This window comes from Myxacorys sp. (assembly GCF_059501405.1).
The window spans coordinates 23696-43120 of the sequence record NZ_JCACCM010000046.1; the positions used below are offsets into that span (position 1 = coordinate 23696).

Annotated in this window: 20 protein-coding genes; 9 read left to right on the plus strand and 11 right to left on the minus strand. The window is 48.6% G+C overall.

Annotated elements, in window-relative coordinates:
* Positions 1 to 70: 70 nt before the first annotated feature.
* From AC5I6P_RS04265 to AC5I6P_RS04275, 3 genes are all read right to left on the minus strand, one after another.
* The gene (locus AC5I6P_RS04265; protein WP_495692517.1) at positions 71 to 424 is read right to left on the minus strand and encodes a DUF6825 family protein; all 354 of its coding nucleotides are present in this window, start codon (positions 422 to 424) and stop codon (positions 71 to 73) included.
* A gap of 125 nt (positions 425 to 549) precedes the next feature.
* Positions 550 to 2211 carry a serine/threonine-protein kinase gene (locus AC5I6P_RS04270; RefSeq protein WP_495692518.1) on the minus strand — a complete coding sequence of 554 codons (1662 nt, stop codon included), beginning with the start codon at positions 2209 to 2211 and terminating at the stop codon, positions 550 to 552.
* Positions 2212 to 2468: 257 nt separating this feature from the next.
* Positions 2469 to 2657, minus strand: coding sequence for a ChaB family protein (locus AC5I6P_RS04275; protein ID WP_495692519.1), 189 nt, complete (start codon positions 2655 to 2657; stop codon positions 2469 to 2471).
* 103 nt (positions 2658 to 2760) lie between these two features.
* Here AC5I6P_RS04275 and hemL point away from each other — a divergent pair, with 103 nt between their 5' ends.
* Both hemL and AC5I6P_RS04285 read left to right on the plus strand, forming a co-directional pair.
* On the plus strand, positions 2761 to 4059 hold the full coding sequence (gene hemL, locus AC5I6P_RS04280) for a glutamate-1-semialdehyde 2,1-aminomutase (RefSeq protein WP_495692520.1): 1299 nt from the start codon (positions 2761 to 2763) through the stop codon (positions 4057 to 4059).
* A gap of 299 nt (positions 4060 to 4358) precedes the next feature.
* Positions 4359 to 5267 (plus strand): hypothetical protein, encoded by a 909-nt coding sequence (locus tag AC5I6P_RS04285; protein WP_495692521.1) that lies wholly within the window; start codon positions 4359 to 4361, stop codon positions 5265 to 5267.
* 71 nt (positions 5268 to 5338) lie between these two features.
* Here AC5I6P_RS04285 and AC5I6P_RS04290 read toward each other — a convergent pair whose 3' ends face one another.
* From AC5I6P_RS04290 to AC5I6P_RS04305, 4 genes are all read right to left on the minus strand, one after another.
* On the minus strand, positions 5339 to 5506 hold the full coding sequence (locus tag AC5I6P_RS04290) for a metallothionein (protein ID WP_495692522.1): 168 nt from the start codon (positions 5504 to 5506) through the stop codon (positions 5339 to 5341).
* A gap of 233 nt (positions 5507 to 5739) precedes the next feature.
* Entirely contained in the window at positions 5740 to 6231 is a 492-nt protein-coding gene (locus AC5I6P_RS04295; RefSeq protein ID WP_495692523.1) for a YajQ family cyclic di-GMP-binding protein, read from the minus strand.
* Positions 6232 to 6267: 36 nt separating this feature from the next.
* Entirely contained in the window at positions 6268 to 6696 is a 429-nt protein-coding gene (locus tag AC5I6P_RS04300; protein WP_495692524.1) for an MAPEG family protein, read from the minus strand.
* 3 nt (positions 6697 to 6699) lie between these two features.
* Positions 6700 to 7203: a DNA recombination-mediator protein A gene (locus AC5I6P_RS04305; protein WP_495692525.1), complete on the minus strand. Its 504-nt coding sequence runs from the start codon at positions 7201 to 7203 to the stop codon at positions 6700 to 6702.
* Positions 7204 to 7601: 398 nt separating this feature from the next.
* Here AC5I6P_RS04305 and AC5I6P_RS04310 point away from each other — a divergent pair, with 398 nt between their 5' ends.
* Complete coding sequence (locus AC5I6P_RS04310) at positions 7602 to 9023, plus strand: carotenoid oxygenase family protein (protein ID WP_495692526.1); 1422 nt, start codon at positions 7602 to 7604, stop codon at positions 9021 to 9023.
* 199 nt (positions 9024 to 9222) lie between these two features.
* On the opposite strand, the gene AC5I6P_RS04315 is transcribed toward AC5I6P_RS04310, so the two are convergent.
* Positions 9223 to 10305, minus strand: a complete 1083-nt coding sequence (locus tag AC5I6P_RS04315) for an ATP-dependent 6-phosphofructokinase (protein ID WP_495692527.1) — start codon at positions 10303 to 10305, stop codon at positions 9223 to 9225.
* A gap of 103 nt (positions 10306 to 10408) precedes the next feature.
* On the opposite strand from AC5I6P_RS04315, the gene era reads away from it, so the two are divergent.
* From era to AC5I6P_RS04340, 5 genes are all read left to right on the plus strand, one after another.
* Positions 10409 to 11350, plus strand: coding sequence for a GTPase Era (gene era, locus AC5I6P_RS04320; RefSeq protein ID WP_495692528.1), 942 nt, complete (start codon positions 10409 to 10411; stop codon positions 11348 to 11350).
* Between the two features lie 447 nt (positions 11351 to 11797).
* Entirely contained in the window at positions 11798 to 13405 is a 1608-nt protein-coding gene (gene pntA, locus AC5I6P_RS04325; protein WP_495692529.1) for a Re/Si-specific NAD(P)(+) transhydrogenase subunit alpha, read from the plus strand.
* A gap of 10 nt (positions 13406 to 13415) precedes the next feature.
* Positions 13416 to 14813 carry a Re/Si-specific NAD(P)(+) transhydrogenase subunit beta gene (pntB, locus tag AC5I6P_RS04330; RefSeq protein WP_495692530.1) on the plus strand — a complete coding sequence of 466 codons (1398 nt, stop codon included), beginning with the start codon at positions 13416 to 13418 and terminating at the stop codon, positions 14811 to 14813.
* A gap of 617 nt (positions 14814 to 15430) precedes the next feature.
* A complete protein-coding gene (locus AC5I6P_RS04335) occupies positions 15431 to 16591 on the plus strand; it encodes a phosphotransferase enzyme family protein (protein ID WP_495692531.1) in 1161 nt (386 codons plus the stop codon).
* Entirely contained in the window at positions 16588 to 17112 is a 525-nt protein-coding gene (locus tag AC5I6P_RS04340; protein ID WP_495692532.1) for a DOMON-like domain-containing protein, read from the plus strand. Before AC5I6P_RS04335 ends, AC5I6P_RS04340 begins: the two co-directional genes overlap by 4 nt.
* A 110-nt stretch (positions 17113 to 17222) precedes the next feature.
* Here the strand turns inward: AC5I6P_RS04340 and AC5I6P_RS04345 are convergent, their stop codons facing one another.
* A complete protein-coding gene (locus AC5I6P_RS04345) occupies positions 17223 to 17786 on the minus strand; it encodes a hypothetical protein (RefSeq protein WP_495692533.1) in 564 nt (187 codons plus the stop codon).
* Between the two features lie 120 nt (positions 17787 to 17906).
* Here AC5I6P_RS04345 and AC5I6P_RS04350 point away from each other — a divergent pair, with 120 nt between their 5' ends.
* A complete protein-coding gene (locus AC5I6P_RS04350; RefSeq protein ID WP_495692534.1) occupies positions 17907 to 18239 on the plus strand; it encodes a DUF565 domain-containing protein in 333 nt (110 codons plus the stop codon).
* A gap of 43 nt (positions 18240 to 18282) precedes the next feature.
* On the opposite strand, the gene AC5I6P_RS04355 is transcribed toward AC5I6P_RS04350, so the two are convergent.
* Positions 18283 to 18843: a pentapeptide repeat-containing protein gene (locus AC5I6P_RS04355; RefSeq protein ID WP_495692535.1), complete on the minus strand. Its 561-nt coding sequence runs from the start codon at positions 18841 to 18843 to the stop codon at positions 18283 to 18285.
* Between the two features lie 183 nt (positions 18844 to 19026).
* The gene (locus AC5I6P_RS04360) at positions 19027 to 19374 is read right to left on the minus strand and encodes a hypothetical protein (RefSeq protein WP_495692536.1); all 348 of its coding nucleotides are present in this window, start codon (positions 19372 to 19374) and stop codon (positions 19027 to 19029) included.
* Positions 19375 to 19425 lie beyond the last annotated feature (51 nt).

Below are 19425 nucleotides of genomic sequence, written 5' to 3' on the forward strand. Positions count from 1 at the left end.
TTCCAACTAACTTTTGTTTGATTATCAACGCTATATAGAGGGGCTGCCCAGCCCCTTGCGGTAGAACCCGCTAAGGCTGTTCTGAGCGACTGCGGTAAAGTTGTAACTGCGATCGCAGTTCGGCAATCTCAGCTCTTAGGTCATCAATTGTGGCCTGTAAGTCACTCGACGGGGTTCCGGCAAAGTCGACGACGGTTGTGCCTGGAGTAGCAGTTGCAGAGCGAGATTGCATCGCGATTTCTTCTTCGCGAGCAGCTCGCTCCATCACATCATCGACAAAATTCCGTAGATTTTCTCGCTGCTCGGCGTCAAACTTGCCCAATTCGCTGAGCGCTTCTGTGACGCCAGCCTCAACCTGCTCATACACGACCTCTGCGATCGCGCGACCCACAAAAAAGGCACGAAGTAAAGAACTATTATTCATAAAAATTATTCCAGCGCTGCCCAAATTATAGCTTGTTCCCGCTTAGGAAAGGGATGAAGGCTAAAGTAAGCAAAACCATTCTTTCATCCCTTATGTCTAGTTTAATCGACCTCTAAAAGTCTTCTTCAGTTTCCAGTCACGCTCCTCGTGGGGGGTTCTGGTGCGCTCTCGCGCGACTCCAAATTAGAAGGATTGGTAGCAGGCGAAACAGGAGCAACCGCAGGCACTTCGGGAGCCGTTGGCAATGGCGGTTCCACAGGAGAAACAGCTTTAGGAATAGGCTTGACTGGAGCGGGTTCGACTGGACGGTAGCGGGGTGTTTCTACAGGAACGGGAGCGCTGTCAAGCGGAGCAAGTTCGGTCTGTGGAGATGAAGGCAACGATCGCTCTAGTTCTGGTGCGCGCTGGATAGGAGCCAGTTGGGTTGCTGGAACGTCTACTGAACCTTGCTCAGCTGAATTTGCTGGCATTGTCCAATCTGTGGTGGTAGGCGGCTTGCTGCCATAGCTCCCCGGCATCTTCTCTACAGGAATATCGCCTTGATCGACGCTTGGAGAAAGGGTGCCTTTCCAGGCGCGATCGCTAAAGGTTTGCGCGGGATGAAAAATGCTGGCTCCAGGCGCTTTAGCAGCACTAATTCGTAGGGCTAAGCCAAAGCCCAAACCTAAAGCGGTGGCAGTAGCTCCTGTAATCACCAAAAATTTCGGAAAGTGAGGGCTCATTCCAGAGTAAGCCGCAATCGGTTTTTGAGTGAGAGGTCTGGCAACAGGTGGAAGGGTCGGTTTGGGTGAAACGTTGAGCGTCGCCGCTGGTTGGGTAATTTTTAGGGGCGGCGGTGGGGGAGGAGTTTGAGGTGCTTTTACGACACTGGGTGCATTACTGGGTGCATTCTGTTTTACCACGTCACGTTCTACAACTTTAGGAGACGCTTCTCGTGGTGTCGCCATGGGAAGGGGTATGGGCTGTGAGACAGGACGAGGGGAGGATGTGGGCGCAGATGCAGCAGGGGAAGACACTCCGAGCAACGGCAGCGTCGTATTGGGTAGAAAACGCAGCCACTCCTCCACAGATTGCGATCGCAAGGCTGGATTCATCCCTTGCAAAATTGCTTCTTTAGTCGTGTCACTCCACGAATGCTGATCGAGCGACATCTGCGCGGTCGGAGCCTGACCCGATAATAAGTAATACAGAGTAACCGCGAGACCATAGCGATCGATCGCCGTCTGACTCTCAACGTCCCAATCTGGAGTAAATGGATTGATTTGAGTGGGGGGTAGGCTGGGACTAGCTAGATCATGAGCGAATCCAAAGCCAACCAGGATGGCAAGATTTGTTCCCTGACGCCGAATCAGCGATCGCGGTTGAATATTTCGGTGAATCAGTCCATTCCCATGTGCAACACTCACCGCAGAGCCAGCTTGCCGAATGTAATGAATTGCTTCGGCTTCTGCAAGCGCTCCATGCACAGAAACCAGCGTCGCTAACGCTTGACCTGACACAAATTCCATCACCAGACAAGGAAGCTGGTCTTCTTCAAAGAAGTCTAAGACTCGAACGATGCTGGGATGCTGAGTTCTCGCCAACAGCCGGACTTCTTCGATAAATTCAGCCTTGAGCTGAGGAAAACTGCGAGTCACCTGCAAACTGGGGTCTAGTGTCTTGATGACGACTCCCTGATTAAGCAGAGTTTGGGTCGCTAGGTAAGTTGCTCCAACGCCTTCATCACCTAGCGCCTGGCTGAGCAGGTATTTCCCGTTCTGAAGGGTTGCACCCGGTTGTAGTTTCATTTGACACTCCCCAGCAAGATCCCAATTATGCTACCTCTTTCAGAGCAAATTCCCAACTCTCAGGACTGATTCAAATCAGGACAAATTCCCAGGACGAATCCCAAATCCTCAGAAGGCGCTCTACCGGAGAGCGCCCTTAATTAAAATTGCTTCGATTGAATCAGATTCTGATAACTAAGAAATTAATGGGGAAAAACAAAGGTTAAAAAGCTTAAGAAATGCGATCGCTAGGGCAGCTTATCTTAGCCTTGATAGCTTTATGAAATGGCGCTATTGAGGCTCACTGTTTGACTTCGGACTGCACTCCAAGCCACGTGGTGGGCTTTTGCCTCTTCCCCATACCACTGAAGGGCAGAGTTAAACGCTACCCTATAGAAGTGTTGTGCAGTCTCAGAAAGTTGCTCGCGAATACCTTCGGGCAATTCGCAATTACTTTGGTACGACATTCTAGCCGCCTCCAGTAAGTGAGATAATTTTCCAGTATTGCGGCTTAGGTCAGGAAATGCGCCTGTCCTACGGAATATCTTCAGAATTTATAAGGAGAGAGCTTTGATTACGGGTACTTTGAGAACATCCAAATCAGAAGAAATTTTTGCAGCAGCTCAGCAGTTAATGCCGGGGGGAGTCAGTTCTCCGGTGCGGGCATTTAAATCGGTCGGCGGACAGCCCATCGTCTTCGATCGCGTCAAAGGCGCATACGCTTGGGATGTAGACGGCAATCAGTACATCGACTACGTAGGCACATGGGGTCCAGCGATTTGTGGGCACGCTCATCCCGATGTGATTCGAGCCATTCAGGAGGCGGCGGAGAAAGGCACTAGTTTTGGTGCACCCTGCGCCTTAGAAAATGTGCTGGCTGAAATGGTCATTGATGCCGTTCCCAGCGTCGAAATGGTGCGCTTTGTCAATTCTGGAACTGAAGCATGTATGGCGGTTCTACGCTTGATGCGCGCCTTTACTGGGCGGGAAAAGGTGATCAAGTTTGAGGGCTGCTACCACGGACACGCAGACATGTTTTTGGTGAAAGCAGGTTCGGGTGTGGCAACGTTGGGGTTACCCGATTCTCCAGGCGTTCCCAAATCCACAACGGCAAGCACGCTCACCGCTCCCTATAACGATTTGGACGCGGTGCGCCAGTTGTTTGAAGAGAATCCGGGGGAAATTGCAGGTCTGATTTTAGAACCTGTGGTAGGAAATGCTGGGTTTATTGTGCCGGAAGCTGGATTTTTGGCAGGATTACGGGAACTAACGCAAGAACACGGCGCGCTGCTGGTGTTTGACGAAGTGATGACGGGCTTCCGAATTTCTTACGGTGGGGCACAGGAGAAATTTGGGATTACGCCTGATCTTACGACGCTTGGCAAGGTGATCGGTGGCGGCTTGCCTGTTGGAGCCTATGGTGGACGCAAAGACATTATGGCGATGGTAGCTCCCGCAGGTCCGATGTACCAAGCAGGTACGCTGTCAGGAAATCCGCTAGCTATGACTGCCGGGATTAAAACGCTAGAACTACTGCGCCGTCCTGGAAGCTATGAACACCTCGATCGCGTGACGTCCCGCCTGATTGCAGGATTGCTGGATGTGGCGAAAGAAACAGGGCACGCGGCGAGCGGCGGCTCAATTAGCGGCATGTTTGGGCTGTTTTTTGCCGAAGGTCCGGTGCACAACTACGAGGATGCGAAGAAGTCAGATCTCGTGAAGTTCAGCAAGTTTCATCGTGGCATGTTGGAGCAAGGCGTCTACCTTGCTCCGTCGCAGTTTGAGGCAGGCTTTACATCATTGGCGCATACCGATGAAGAGGTCGATCGCACGATCGAAGCGGCAAAAGCTGTGATGTCAAATCTCTAAATCTATCCAAATCTAGAGAAAAGAGGGCATGATATCGTGCCCTCTTTTCTCTAGATAAAAATACAGGTGAAGAGTACCCTACTGGGTAATATCAAGAACATAGAAACTGACTTATGATTAATTTCATAAGGGGGGACTGGTAACTCCCTTGAGATGTTCATTTATAGCGCTACAGTAACGAACTCAGGATAGGTTGTTGCTTAAGATTCCGCAATTTATCTTTGTATCTAAAGAACTTGTATCTAAAGAACTGAAGTAAAGCGGCTCCCCTTCTCCACCCTGAGAAAGGAGTTCCTGACATGACTCGACCTGCTTTGCTGTCTGCTGTGATGAGTGCAGTTTCAGTAACTTGTGTAGCCAGTGCGATCGCGCTTATTCCTCAGAACGCAGTCAGGGCGATTCCTGACTGTACTGGCGATAACCCACCTCCCATCTGTGAAGGACGTCCTCCTAGACCTCCTGTGCCGCCTCAACCTGAACCACCAGGTCAAGATGTGCGGGTTCCAGTACAGTTAATTACTGCCCTCGTAAATAACGCTGTTCAAGGAACGCAACTTCATCTCAATAACTTTGGCCCTAAGCAGGGCAAGAGTTGGCATAAACCAAACGATTCTTTTGTCCGTTTACCGCAAGCGTTAGGCGGAAATCAGTTTCCATTCAACGTTCCGGAAGGGGTCAAAGATCTAGACTGCGGTTTCTTCTGTCCGGATGCCGGGGATGCTAAGTTCTATGTCCAAGACTGGAATCTCAGCACGCCTCAGGTAGGCTGGCAGAGCCCGACTTTTAAGCTGAGTTTATTGATGGAAAGTGCTGGACGAGAGATTAAAGGATTTCATACAGGCGCTGTATCTCTAGGAGATAACGGTGTCCCCGACGTGGAAATTAATAATGCTCGGATGGATGTCTTTCTGCGCCCGATCGCAGCGAATGGGCGGCTCTCCTATACAGTGACCCGGGTTGACTTTAATGCCAACATTCAAGCAACGGGCGCTTGCCGAATTTTTGGAGTCGATATTTGTAATCCGCTATTTGGCTATAAAAATACGATCGTATCTCTGGTTGAAACTCAGGTTCGCACTCGTCTAAATGATCCAACGCTGCAAGGGCGGGTTGCTAACGCCGTACAACCTGTCTTAAATCAGTTTGGAATTCGCCAAATTACCAAGGTCTCAGTTAGTGGAGACGATCTGGTAATCAGGCATCAGTAAAGGCAATTCGATGAGGGTGCATAACTTGAATAGAGGCTCAAGGATCTTCCATCCTTGAGCCTCGCTTTTTGTTAGCAATTACAACCTTTGTGTCCACAGTCACCGTGTCCATCGGGATGACCATCGGCGCAGACTTGGCTGCAATAGTATTTGCCATCTTTCTCAGTAGCGCTATCGTCGGGGGTAACGATGCAAAGACAAGGTTCGCACGCGCATTTCATTTGAGTTGCAGTAGCCATGATGTGACTCTTATAGAGGTTAAATTCATCGTAACATATGAACAGATGTTCAGATATAGAAGATTTGTACAGTGGATCGCCTATTCTCCAAGTCCACTATTCAAGTGATGAGAACGGCTGTTGCCTCTGGGCTTTGCAAAAATATCTGAGCGTGTGCAAGATGCTCACACTCTAAATCTCACTGATCAAGCTGGATAGATTTGCTACAGCGTTATTCAATTTGCCACTGAACTCTATCGATAATTTGTGAATTGCAGTGCAACCGGGAAATCTTCTTGCTTCATGCGTTGCATTACGGCTTGTAATTCATCCTTCGATTTTGCCGATACCCGAACGGCATCGCCCTGAATTGACCCTTGAATTTTTTTAAATTCGTCGCGAATGATTTTGGTAATTTGCTTCGCGATGTCTTGGCTGATGCCTTTTTTGAGCTTAATTTCTTGCCGGACACGGCTGCCGCTTGCCGATTCTACTTTGCCGTAGTCAAAGATTTTCAAAGACAAATTGCGCTTTGAGGCTTTTAGCTGCAATAGGTTGTGGACTGCATCGAGCGTAAACTCACTATCGGTGTTGATGACGATCGCATCGTCGTTCAAATCAATCTCAGTATTGGTGTCTTTGAGATCATAGCGACTGCTCACGTCTCGCTTGGTCTGATCGACGGCGTTGACGAGTTCTTGACGGTCAAATTCACTGACGATATCAAACGAAAATGTAGAAGCCATAGAAAAAATAGGGGTTATTTAAAGAACAGTTGTCTCCTACCTCATAGTGCTAGTGATGCTCGATCCGATCAAGGTAATGATGCAGGTTGAACCAAGGGCAAACATCAGCGATCGCAGCAGCGGAACATCCAGAATATAAAACACCGAGTAGAGGAAGCGAATCGGCACAAACGCGATCGCAGCCCAAGCGACCGTTGCGGAATCCTGCTGTGTCACATACGCCATTAATGCCGCAACACTAAACAGCGAAAACGCTTCTAAGGAATTTTGGTGTGCCCAGGTTGCACGTTTGCCGTATTCGGGGAGTTTATCGAGCGTTGCCCGAGGAGACGACCTCATATCTCGATTGTAGCCAACCTGCACGCGGGCAACCCCCACGAGAGCAAATGGAAGATACACGAGAACAGCAGTCGCCGCGATCGCGATTAGCAAAATGGTCGGCACAGAGAATCCGAACAGTGTCATGTCCTAATCAAAATAGAATATTGTCACAATTTTGCGCTGGTCTTCGGCATCGCGGCAAGTTCGCAGAAGAGTATGGCTGTCATGAAACGCAAAGCTAATGAGTTGCTGACAGCGAGACACAATCTCTTGATTGCACAAGGCACTGGCTTCAGCTAGAGAAAGACTATTGTTCTCTGGCGATTCGACCAAGTGCATCACACTTTCTAACTGCTCACGAGATTCGCGAGGTTGGCGCTCCATACTCTGCGGCAGAATCACCGTTAGCATACTTGGATCAGCCCGTAAAGCACCACGAATTGCAGCAAAATTAGTTCCGGTTGACCCTGAAGTAATGATTCGATTGCCTTCTAGAACCAGTGCATAACTCATCAACTCAATTAGAGTTTGATGGGTGATAGGAACGTGGCGTGACCCTAATAGAGCGATCCGCTTAGAACCCGTTTGCTGAATCGTGGCGAGTTCTTGTAAAAAATCATCGACTTGAGGGAGATCGATCGACTGACTCAAGAGACGTGCTTTATATTAACAACGCCGTAATTGTATCAGACGCTCTTGACCTGCGGGTGATTGTAATTAGTTGAAGAATTTTATTGTGTCTAGCAACGATGCTGCGATTAGCTTTCGGGAACGGCAATGCATTCCCACTTAGCGCTGATCTAAGTTTCATCAGTCAGTAGTTCTGCTAGTGAATTGTGGGACTGGCACAGATTGTGAGCTTGCCTCCGTGACCACAGGCAACAGACGGCTTTTATTCACTTATTGACATATTCAAATTAGTGAATAAAATTTAGGTAATGCGATCCGTTGCATCGGTGGTCATACTTCTAAACTAGAAGTAAACGGCTTACGGCAGATGTTGCACTAGATTTCGTAAGTTTGAATACAGACTGATAAGGAAGGAATGTATGGTTATTGCAACACGACCTAAAGATTGGGTAGGGTCAGTTTTACATACCGCTAACGGTTTTGCTCCAACAGCTTTAGCAGTTCTGTCTGGCAAGATTCCTACAAGGTTAAGAGGGTCGCTCTATCGAAACGGCCCAGCGCGATTAGAGCGGGGCAATACGCGGGTTTCTCATTGGTTTGATGGGGACGGTGCTGTACTAGGAGTTCATTTCACCGATGCAGGCGCAACGGGAGTGTATCGCTATGTGCAGGGCAAAGAATTTCAGGAAGAAGAAAAGGCAGGACACTTTCTCTATGGTGGGTATGGAATGCTCCCCCCTGGAGGAATTTGGAATCGGTTTACGAAGGGGCCAAAAAACGCAGGCAATACTTCAGTCCTTGCGTTTGACGATCGCGTGCTGGCATTGTGGGAGGGCGGACATCCCTATGCTTTAAATCCAGAGACGTTAAACACTGAAGGTCAAACGGATCTAAACGGTTTACCACCTTTGATGCCATTTTCGGCTCATCCGAAGCGCGATGATAGAACTGGAGAGGTTTACAACTTTGGGGTGAGCTTTGGTAAGAACGCCATGCTTAACCTCTATCGCCTTGATGCGACGGGCAATTTAAAGCAGCGAAATCAGGTGCCGCTAGATGGCTTTCCACTGATTCATGATTTCGTTATGGCAGGGCAATATCTGCTATTTTTCGTCTCGCCTATTCGATTAAATCCTCTGCTGGTCTTATCTCGCCTCAAAGGGTTTGGAGAATCGTTTGAGTGGAAGCCCGAAAAGGGAACGCAAATTCTAGTGATTGATCGGGATTCGCTAGAAGTGGTCAGTCGAGGGGAGACAGAACCTTGGTATCAATGGCACTTTGGCAACGGTGCAGTTGATAAAGACGGTCATGCTGTTGTAGATGTGGTGCGATACGAAGACTTCAACACCAATCAGCTTTTGAAAGAAGTTGCAACAGGTCATGCAACTACAAAAGCAAGTTCTTCTTTATGGCAAATTCGATTAGATCCGATATCAGGAACCGTTTCTGAGATAAATCGGATGTTGAATCGTGACTGTGAGTTTCCAATTGTGAAACAAGCGGATGTGGGGCAAGCGTGGCGATACACTTACCTTTCAGTTTACCGTCCCGGTCATGAGAGTCCCGGTGTGTTTGAGGCGATCGCACGCTTCGATCAACAAACGGGCGACCTGATGCAAGCAAATTTGGGCGAAAACCGCTATGCAATGGAGCCGATTTACGCGCCCGATGCTCAAAATCTGGATCAAGGTTGGATCGTGACGGTTGTATATGACGGTAATACCGATACTAGTGAAGTTTGGGTATTTGATAGCGATCGCTTAGATGATGAACCAGTTTGCCGTTTAGCATTGCCGGAAGTGATTCCACTTGGATTTCACGGTACGTGGAAATCCGCTTGAGCTTAGCTTGATGGGGCGTTGTTCAGTCGTAGAGGAATTGCTAACTTCAGGGGGCAGCGAGTTAAGCTAGGCAGCGAATCGAGTAACGGACATAACAGATATGTAAATGGGTGATTCATTCATCTGTTCATTCGCTACATCTGTTACAAAATTCGCTGCCACCATCCTTCAAAGCCTTACTGCGACGCCAAAGGATGGCTCAATCTCCTAAATAGATTCCGAGTCCGCGTGCAGTTTGAACAGCAGCACTGCCTGGATCAACAGTGCAATACTGTGCGATCGCATCCGCAATCGGTACATCAATCACGCGGCGATCGCGCCATGCCACCATGCGATCGTATTTTTCTTGAGCAATCAAATCGACTGCCGCCACGCCAAACATTGAGCCGAGCAGCCGATCCAAGGGCGAAGGCGTGCCGCCGCGCTGAATGTGCCCCAGTACAGTAACGCGAGTTTCTACACCGCTACAGGCGGAGATTCTATTGGCAAGATATTGCCCAATTCCGCCGTAGCGCGATTCTCCAGAGGGATCGGTTGAACTGACGGTCTTACCTTCTTCGGTGCGCACCGCTTCCGACACAACAATCAGCGAATAGTTTTTGCCTTGCTCTTGGCGTTCTTTGAGCTTGTGACAGAGATTCGCGATCGTATAGGGGATTTCTGGAATTAAAATCACATCTGCACCGCCTGCAATGCCTGCGCTAATGGCAATGTGTCCAGCATCGCGTCCCATGACTTCGAGAATCATGGCGCGAGAATGGCTTGCTGCGGTGAAGTGCAAGCGATCGACGGCTTCTGTAGCAATGTTGACGGCCGTATCAAAGCCGATCGAGCATTCGGTGATGCCAACATCGTTATCAATCGTTTTAGGAATTGTGACTAAATTCATGCCGCCTTGCTGTGCCAGCTTTCGCAGAATCGCCATGCTGCCATCCCCGCCGATGCCAATCATGGCGTCTAAGCCCAGCATATGGTAGCCGTCGATAATCTCGGAGGAGCGATCGAGGAGTTCTCCGTCGGGCATCGGAAACGCAAACGGATTGCCCTTATTGGTTGTGCCAAGAAACGTTCCGCCTGCGGTCAGAATGCGATCGACGCGCTCAATATCTAACGCCACAATGTCAGGGGGGCGCTCCATTAAGCCATTGGTGGCTCGACAAATTCCTAAGACCTTCCAGCCATACGTTCCGATCGCTCGAAAGACCACCGCTCGAATGACTGCATTTAAGCCTGAACAATCCCCGCCACTGGTCAAGATGCCAATCCGCTTTGTCCCGTCCATGTCGATTACACTGAATAAGTTGTAATGGCTAACAGCTAATCGCACTTTGAGAAAGAGTAATGAAAACTACAGAATTGATTTAGAACTGTCAGAAGAGGACGACATGACAGAGAACGAAACAACAGATGGCTGGGTAAGTTCTATTCCAGTCGCGCCGGAGGGATTTAAATCAGGGTTCGTCGGCATTATTGGTCGCCCAAACGTGGGCAAGTCTACGCTGATGAATTATTTGGTCGGACAGAAAGTTGCGATTACCTCTCCCGTGGCGCAAACGACTCGCAACCGCTTGCGGGGCATTCTGACCACGCCAGAAGCACAGATTATTTTTGTCGATACGCCCGGAATTCATAAACCTCACCATCAGTTGGGCGAAGTCTTGGTCAAGAATGCGAGGGGCGCGATCGCATCGGTGGATATCGTGCTTTTTTTGGTCGATTGCTCGGTTGAGTTGGGTGGGGGCGATCGCTTCATCGTCAACCTGCTGACAGATATCAAAAGTCCTGTGATTCTCGGACTCAACAAAGCCGATCAGCAAGGCTACCCTTCGCTTGATCAAGACTATATTGACTTGGCAGAATCTCAAGGTTGGACAGTTGCTAAATTCTCAGCGCTCACAGGTGAAGGGGTCGAGCCACTCCAAGCTACCTTGATTGAGAACTTAGAACCCGGACCCTATTACTATCCGCCGGATCTCGTCACCGATCAGCCCGAACGTTTTATCATGGGCGAACTGATTCGGGAGCAAATTCTGCTACATACCCGCGAAGAAGTGCCGCATTCCGTTGCGATCGCGATCGAGCGTGTCCAGGAAGAACCCCATATCACTCGCGTCTCTGCTGCCATCAATGTCGAGCGTTCCTCTCAGAAAGGCATTCTGATTGGCAAAGGAGGAACGATGTTAAAAACGGTCGGGTCTGCGGCCCGTGAACAAATCCAAAAACTGATCGAGGGCAAAGTGCATCTAGAACTATTTGTGAAGGTGCAACCGAAATGGCGTCAGTCTCGTACGCGCCTTGCGGAGTTTGGCTACCGCGTTGAAGAGTAGCTCACTATGGGGCGTTTGAATCGATCCTCTTTGTCGTAGTCGTTCTACTTAAAATCCTGTTGAAAATAGGTATTTTTTTGCATTCGGCAAGAACTATGAACTTCAGAAAATGGAAGGATCAATCCACCTCAAACGCAAATTTGAGGTGGATTGATGTGTAGCAGTTTGTAACAGAAACTCAACTTAAATGAAGCATATTTACCTGATTTTACTAGAGACTGATAGTTAGCGCTTCATTGATCCTTTTATATTAAGTTTCGATTCATTTTAGAGTTTAGATCCTAAGAAATTTGGAAATAATTCCTAACTCTTGAAAATAGTTCTAGGATGCGGGTATTGTCCCTATTGATCTGTGAATTGCTGCAAAAATTTGACGAGTAATATTTCGTTGATGAAGTTTATTGGTCAGCACTCCAGTACATCAAGATCCATTATCAGGAGAAGTTCATGACGATCGCGCTGGATCAGCAAACGCATAGTGAGCATCCTTCAATTGACCCTTCAAAACCTTGTCGAAAAATCGGCATTCCTAAAGAGATTGCGACCAACGAATGTCGAGTCGCAGCAACGCCCGATACCGCAAAGATTCTTCAAAAATATGGGTTTGAAGTATGGGTTGAATCTGGGGCAGGAGATGCCGCTAATTTTTCTGATCAGGCTTTTGAAGAAGCTGGCTGTCACATTGTTTCTGATCCCCAAACGCTATGGGCAGAATCAGATTTAATTCTCAAAGTTCGTCCTCCCGCTTGGCATTCTGGTGTGAACAAGCACGAAACAGAATTGCTGCGAGAAAACGGGACATTAATTAGTTTTATTTGGGCTGCCCAAAATGCTGAACTGGTGCAGCAACTTGCGAGTCGCAAGGCAACCGTTTTAGCGATGGATGCAGTGCCGCGCATTAGTCGGGCACAAAAATTGGATGCTCTCAGTTCAATGGCGAATATTGCAGGCTATCGTGCTGTAATCGAAGCCGCCGAGCATTTTGGACGCTTCTTTACAGGGCAGATTACCGCTGCCGGAAAAGTGCCGCCCGCGAAAGTGCTGATTATCGGTGCAGGTGTGGCCGGATTGGCTGCGATCGGAACCGCAAGAGGATTGGGTGCGATCGTTAGAGCTTTTGATACCCGTCCGGTGGTGAAAGAGCAAGTTCAAAGCATGGGTGCAGAGTTTTTAGAGCTTCAGTTTGAGGAAGACGGCTCTGGGGAAGGGGGTTATGCCAAAACCATGAGTCCCGAATTTATCAAAGCCGAGATGGAACTGTTTGCGGATCAAGCAAAAGACGTAGATATCATCATCACCACGGCACTGATTCCGGGCAAAAAAGCTCCGACATTGATCACGAGAGAAATGGTCGAGAGCATGAAAGACGGCTCTGTGATCGTCGATATGGCGGCAGAGCAGGGCGGCAACTGCGAAGTGACCAAGCCTAATGAAATCTACAAGTATCATGGCGTCACGATTATTGGATTAACCGATCTGCCGAGTCGGATGGCGTCGCAGTCGAGTCAGCTTTATGGCAAAAACCTATGTCACCTATTGGATGATATGGGCAGAAACGAAAACTACCGGGTTGATCTCGCCGACGAAGTGATTCGAGGCGCGTTGGTGGTGCATCAGGGCGAAGTTATGCCGCCGCCGCCAAGACCTGCTGCCCCGCCTGCACCCAAACCCGCTACCGTTTCGTCTCAGGTCGAAACGCCTCAAGTGAGTCGGAAGACGCCTCAGTGGATCTGGGCAATTCTGATTGGTGCAGTGGTAGTAGGAATCGGCGCGATCGCACCTCCTTCATTCCTGTCTCACTTCACCGTCTTTGTTCTCGCCTGCTTTATTGGTTGGCAGGTGATTTGGAACGTTAAACCCGCGCTCCACACGCCTTTGATGAGCGTCACGAACGCCATTAGCGGCATCATCATCATCGGGGGAATGCTGCAAATTTCAGGAGCGCTGACGTCAGCAACGACAATTTTAGGCGCGATCGCAATTCTGGTTGGAACCATCAATATCGTGGGTGGTTTCTTGGTCACACAACGAATGCTCAAAATGTTCCAAAGATAGGGAGAGGACAATGACCGATAGTATTTCTAACGTCGCTTATATTGCGGCGAGTGCCCTCTTCATTATGAGTTTGGGTGGCTTGTCAAATCAGGAAACTGCCAAGAAAGGCAACATTTATGGCATCGCTGGAATGATCGTTGCCTTCATCGCCACGATTATTAGAAGTGATGTCACTGGCTATGGAATTCTCGCCACAGCAATTCTTCCGGGGGCGATCGTTGGGGCGATTCTTGCTGCACGCGTTGCCATGACCGAAATGCCGGAACTTGTGGCAATGCTGCATAGTTTTGTCGGACTGGCGGCAGTTCTGGTAGGCATTGCTAATTACCTCAGCCCGCAATCGCTGACCGGAGCGGAAGCCACAATTCACGAAGTTGAAATTTTTGTGGGTGTGTTTATTGGTGCGGTCACGTTTACCGGATCGATCATTGCTTTTGGAAAACTGCGCGGATTGATTAGCAGTAAGCCGCTCACGTTGCCTGCTCGACACCTTCTTAACATTGGCATGTTAATCGCTTGTGTTTGGCTGGGGCAGCAGTTTCTAGGAGAAGGAATCCTATCTGGACTTCAAGCATTAGTGATCATGAGCGCGATCGCAGGTGTGCTAGGACTCCATCTCGTCTTGGGAATTGGCGGCGCAGATATGCCTGTTGTCATTTCAATGCTCAATAGCTATTCGGGCTGGGCTGCTGCCGCCGCCGGCTTTATGCTCTCTAACGATCTGTTGATCATTACGGGCGCATTAGTTGGCAGCAGTGGCGCGATTCTAAGTTACATCATGTGCAAAGCGATGAATCGATCGTTTATCAGCGTCATTCTCGGCGGCTTTGGCACAGGTGGATCGAGCGCTACAGAAGCGATCGCAGGCGAAGCAAAATCAATTTCTGTAGACGAAACGATCGAGGCGCTAGAAAACGCAAATAGCGTCATCATCGTTCCCGGTTATGGAATGGCCGTGGCACAAGCGCAGCATCCGATTTCCGAAATTACAAAACGATTGCGCGATCGCGGCGTCAATGTCCGCTTTGGCATTCACCCCGTCGCAGGTCGCTTGCCGGGACACATGAACGTCCTGTTGGCTGAAGCGAATGTGCCTTACGACATCGTGTTAGAGATGGAAGAAATCAATGATGACTTTCCTCAAACCGATGTGGTGTTAGTAATTGGAGCTAACGACACAGTGAATCCAAGTGCGATGGAACCCGGAAGTGCGATCGCCGGAATGCCCGTTCTGGAAGTGTGGAAAGCCAAGCAAGTCATTGTGCTAAAGCGCAGTATGGCAAGCGGCTATGCAGGCGTTGAGAACCCACTTTTCTACAAAGAAAACACTCGAATGCTTTTTGGTGATGCAAAGAAAAATGCGGATGCTGTTCTGAGTCAGTTAGGCGTTTTAGAACTTGCCAAATAACCCGTTGCCTCAAGGAGTGGCAACCGCAAAAGCGTTTTGCCTTTGCGTTTCTGTTCGCTAGTCATGGTTAAACGCCTGTTTAGATTCTTCTAAATGGGCGTTTTTTTAGTGTCTAGCGCACAAAATTAGCTTCGTGAGGAATGCAAACCTAAGAAACACAAACCTGAAACTAATAAACGCTTTTGTAAATAAAGTAATTCTTATGTGAAATCGACAAACGCAAACCTAAAATCAACAAACGCTTATGGAAAATCAAAGAACGCCCTTGTGAGTAAAGTAATTCTTATGTGAAATCGACAAACCCAAACCCAAAATCAACAAACGCTTATGGAAAATCAAGAAATGGAGTTGTATTGCAAACATTTCAGCTACAGTACAACCGTGTTAAATAGCCGATCCGCCGATTCTATTGAAAGTGGGATGCTCGTTCGAGATGCTCGCTTCCAATAAAATCTACGAAACAACTGTATCCATCTACTAATGTGCCATCTCGAGCTTGCTTTTATAGAATGCGCCTAGGTGTCGGATAATGACCAGAAGCATTTTGTCGCAAGGCAATTATTCAAGGCAATTATTCAAGGCAATTATTCTAAGTGTGAGGAGCTAAGTGTGAGGACATGACCCATCATCAAACAACTGATCAAACTCCTGTCGGTCAATCTTCAAATTGCCTAAGTGCGGTTGGCGTTGCCAAGCTCCAAAGGATCGCAGCTCAATTTTCTTCTGGAGCTGACATTACTGCGGTGGAAGCGTTTGGCAGTGGCAATATTAACGACACATTTCTTGTAACGGTTAAGAATATCAGTCAACCGCGCTTTGTGCTGCAACGCATCAATACTCACGTCTTTCGCCAGCCTCAATTGGTCATGCAAAACATGAGCATTTTCACTTGCCATGTTCGCGATCGTTTACAGCGTTCTCCGCTTGCTCGTCGTTGGGAAGTGCCGCGTGTGCTGTTAACCCATGAAGGAGACGACCATTGGATTGAGTCTGATGAGTCAGTTTGGCGAGCGATTAGTTTTATTGAAGGGTCAGAATCATTTGACGCGATGCATGACGTAGACCACGCCAGAGAAGTTGGCTATGCCTTGGGCACGTTTCACAGTTTGATCAGCGACTTGCCGCCTGATCAGTTAGCCGATACCTTAGAAGGCTTTCACATCACGCCGCGCTATCTTCAGCACTACGAGCAAGTGTTAGCAACCACAACGGTGAACCTGTCTTCAGAAGTGACTTACGGATTGCAGTTTGTGCGCGATCGCGCGGAGTGGTGTTCGGTTCTTGAACACGCTAAAGCGGGTGGTAAACTGCCGCTTCGACTGATGCATGGTGATCCAAAGGTGAACAATGTTATGTTTGATTGCTCAACTGGAAAAGCCGTTAGCGTCATCGATCTCGACACCGTGAAACCTGGACTGGTGCATTACGATATTGGCGATTGCCTGCGATCGGGTTGCAATCCGATCGGTGAGGAAACGGAGCAGTGGGAGACGGTTTACTTCGAGCCTGACCTTTGCCAAGGTATTTTACAAGGCTATCTTTCAGTGGCAAAAGCCTTTCTGACTAATCACGATTACGATTATCTATTTGATGCAATTCGACTCATTGCGTTTGAGCTAGGGCTAAGATTTTTAACCGATCATCTAGCGGGCAACGTCTATTTCAAAGTCAAGCATCGGGATCACAATTTGATGCGAGCCCTGGTTCAGTTTCAACTGACTCAGAGTATTGAATCTCAAGAAACAGTGATCCGCTCTCTCATTGCGGAGATGCGATGAACGAGTTTTTACTGAAGCCTTTCTCTTCACCTAGCATTGATCTAACCATTACAGGTAGCATTGAACGTCGCAGTGGTTACCTCACGATTCGTTATGATCTGCGTGGTGACCTAACGGCAGTTGTGATTCCAATTCCTGCCTCGGCTGTGCGTCAACATGACCTCTGGAAGACTACGTGTTTCGAATTCTTTCTGGGTCTCAAGCATTCCAAGCAGTATTGGGAATTCAATCTCTCCCCTGCCGGACATTGGAATGTTTACCGATTTGATGGCTATCGACAAGGAATGCAAGAGGAACTAGCGATCGCAGCGCTTCCAGTGGAGGTGCGGCAGACCTCTGACGCGCTAATGCTGACGATCGCGCTGAGTTTGGAGCAGCTTGAGGTAGCTGAGCAAGGTTTGGACGTTGCGATCGCATCTGTAATTGAATCTAAGAGCGGTGAGATCACGTACTGGGCACTAACCCATCCTGAACCAGAAGCCGATTTTCACCGCAGAGATAGCTTTCTCATTCAGTTGTGAACCTATATGTCATCAGTAAGTGGATGTAAATATCAAGTCCCAAGTTCTTAGAGAACCGGGGATAGAGGCCACAAGTTGCGTAACCAACTTTGGCTATCTACTTATTCATCTTATTCATCCAACACTAATTCCCATTCTGCTGCCCCAGCGTTCCAAGCTAGGCCATCAGTTTCACCCACCACAAACGGCCCCCAGTACCGTTGCGATCCATCCTGAGCAAAGGCAACGACCACATCCCCTTTCTTCAACTTAACCTCGCGATCGGGCAACGAAACGAGCAATCCTTCTGTACTTCCCTCTCCTGGCGCAAAATCCCAATGGGCCGGAGTCGCAAATCCGGTCGATGCTCCTTTATTCACTTCTTTTTGGCGAGAGAGCAACGCCACTCTGAGCGGGTGATCTGAGCGGTTGCGGATTCGCAACTTACCTTGGCGAGCGGCAGCGTCTGCGGGATCAGGCTTAGCCGCAGTCGTCGCCTTAGAATTTGTAGAAGCACGGGTGGCTGGAGCGTCTGAAGGTTGAGTTTTGATCACCGGAACTCGATCCGATTCAGACGGTAAAAACTCAATACCAATCTGAAATCGTTGGAGGAGTAGCCACCCAGGAATTAGCAAAACCGCCGCCGCGATCGCGGCCTTAAGCGCAGGGTGCAGTTTGTCATTTATCGGTTTCATCAGACCCCGCAACCTTTGATCAATCGTTGTACTTTAGTGATAACAAGCTTTAAGGCGATTGTGGGAAGATTTTTTGAGTAAATTTTTGAGTAAAGTAGTTGTAAGTTGCCTCTAACCGCCATGCAAAACACTCGCCTTAATACATTGGTACAAACGACGACGAGACAGGTCGATCAACTGTTTCGCAATCCGTGGCGGCGCATCTCGCTTTTAGTGATTGGTCTGCTCCTCGGTTTTTTTATCGGCAATGTGATGTCTACAACCGCCGGACAGCGCTCAGAATTAGATGTAGTGGCGGCGCTGCTGATCGTGGCAGCGACCGAAGTTATCAGCCGCATCTTCTATGGCAGTCGCGAACGATTCGGGCGATCGCTAGGTGCCGAATTCTTAAACGTTCTAAAAATTGGTGTGAGTTACAGTTTGTTTTTAGAAGCGTTCAAACTAGGAAGCTAGAGGCGGCTATCCGTCCTTAACGTCCGTTCTTCAATAGCACGCTTTAAGTGGCAAGGCGACCATCACCGCCTTCTAAAATAGTTCCGTCTAGATTCGTGTCTTGCAAATTTGCACCGCTCATCGTGGCTCGAATTAATTCGGCCTCACTTAGGTTGGCTTGGTGCAAGTCAGCTACCGTCAGATCTGATCCGCTCAAATCAGCGGATTCTAAATTCGCGCCGCTTAAATCTGCCTGAACCAGTTCAGCTTGTGACAGCGCTGCCTGAGACAGATTAGTCACTTTAAGATCGGCTTGACTTAAATTGGCTCGCTCTAAAATTGCTCCCTCTAGCACAGCTCCATCCAGCACGGCATTACTTAAATCTGCGCCGCTTAGGTCTGCTCCACTTAAGTCTGCTTCAGCAAGATCAGCGCCACTGAGATCTGCCCCGCTTAGGTTAGCGCGCTTCAAATTTGCTCTGTTTAGCGAGGCAGCGCTCAAAACGGCTCCGCTTAAATCCACCCCCTCTAACTGAGACTCGTTTAGGCTAATTGCACTGAACTCACGCTCACCTGCTTCGTACCGACGGATTAGTTCTTCCGCATTCATATCTTCCGCATTCATAATTAATTCATTATTAACAACGTGTGACCAGTGATTCTAGCGGACGATTTCTAGCTTTTAGAATAAGTCAAACTGTGACTTTGAGTGCCCATCTACAGGCACACAAGCCTCATCAAATCATAAAAATAGCCCTGATCTAAACAGGGCTGTGGGTCATTGTATAAAAATAACTAGCGAGAAGTTCTACTTGCTATGCTGTTGAATCCATAGCCTCAGTTCCGCTTCAGAGTCTGCACAAATCTCTTGTCCAGTTTGGGGATCAATGGTATACCACCAGCGATCGCTGCCATTCTCAAATCGATGGATAGACTGAGCAGAACGGTTGAAAAAGGATTGGATCAGCGCTTGCCAAGTCAAAGTCGCTTTCTGCGTAGCGATAGGGGCCGTCACTTCTTCCTTCTCTCGTTCCAGTAGCTTAATCAGTTGAACATTATTGGCAGCTTTGGCCGCTTCTAGACGATGCGCAAGGGAAGTCAGAATGTTGTTTAGATGCTGATCGAGCGTGCTGTAGGAATAAGATGTGTTTGCCATGACAGTCGGGTTTTGCAAGCGGTATTGCTAAGAGGGAAACTAAATTTCACC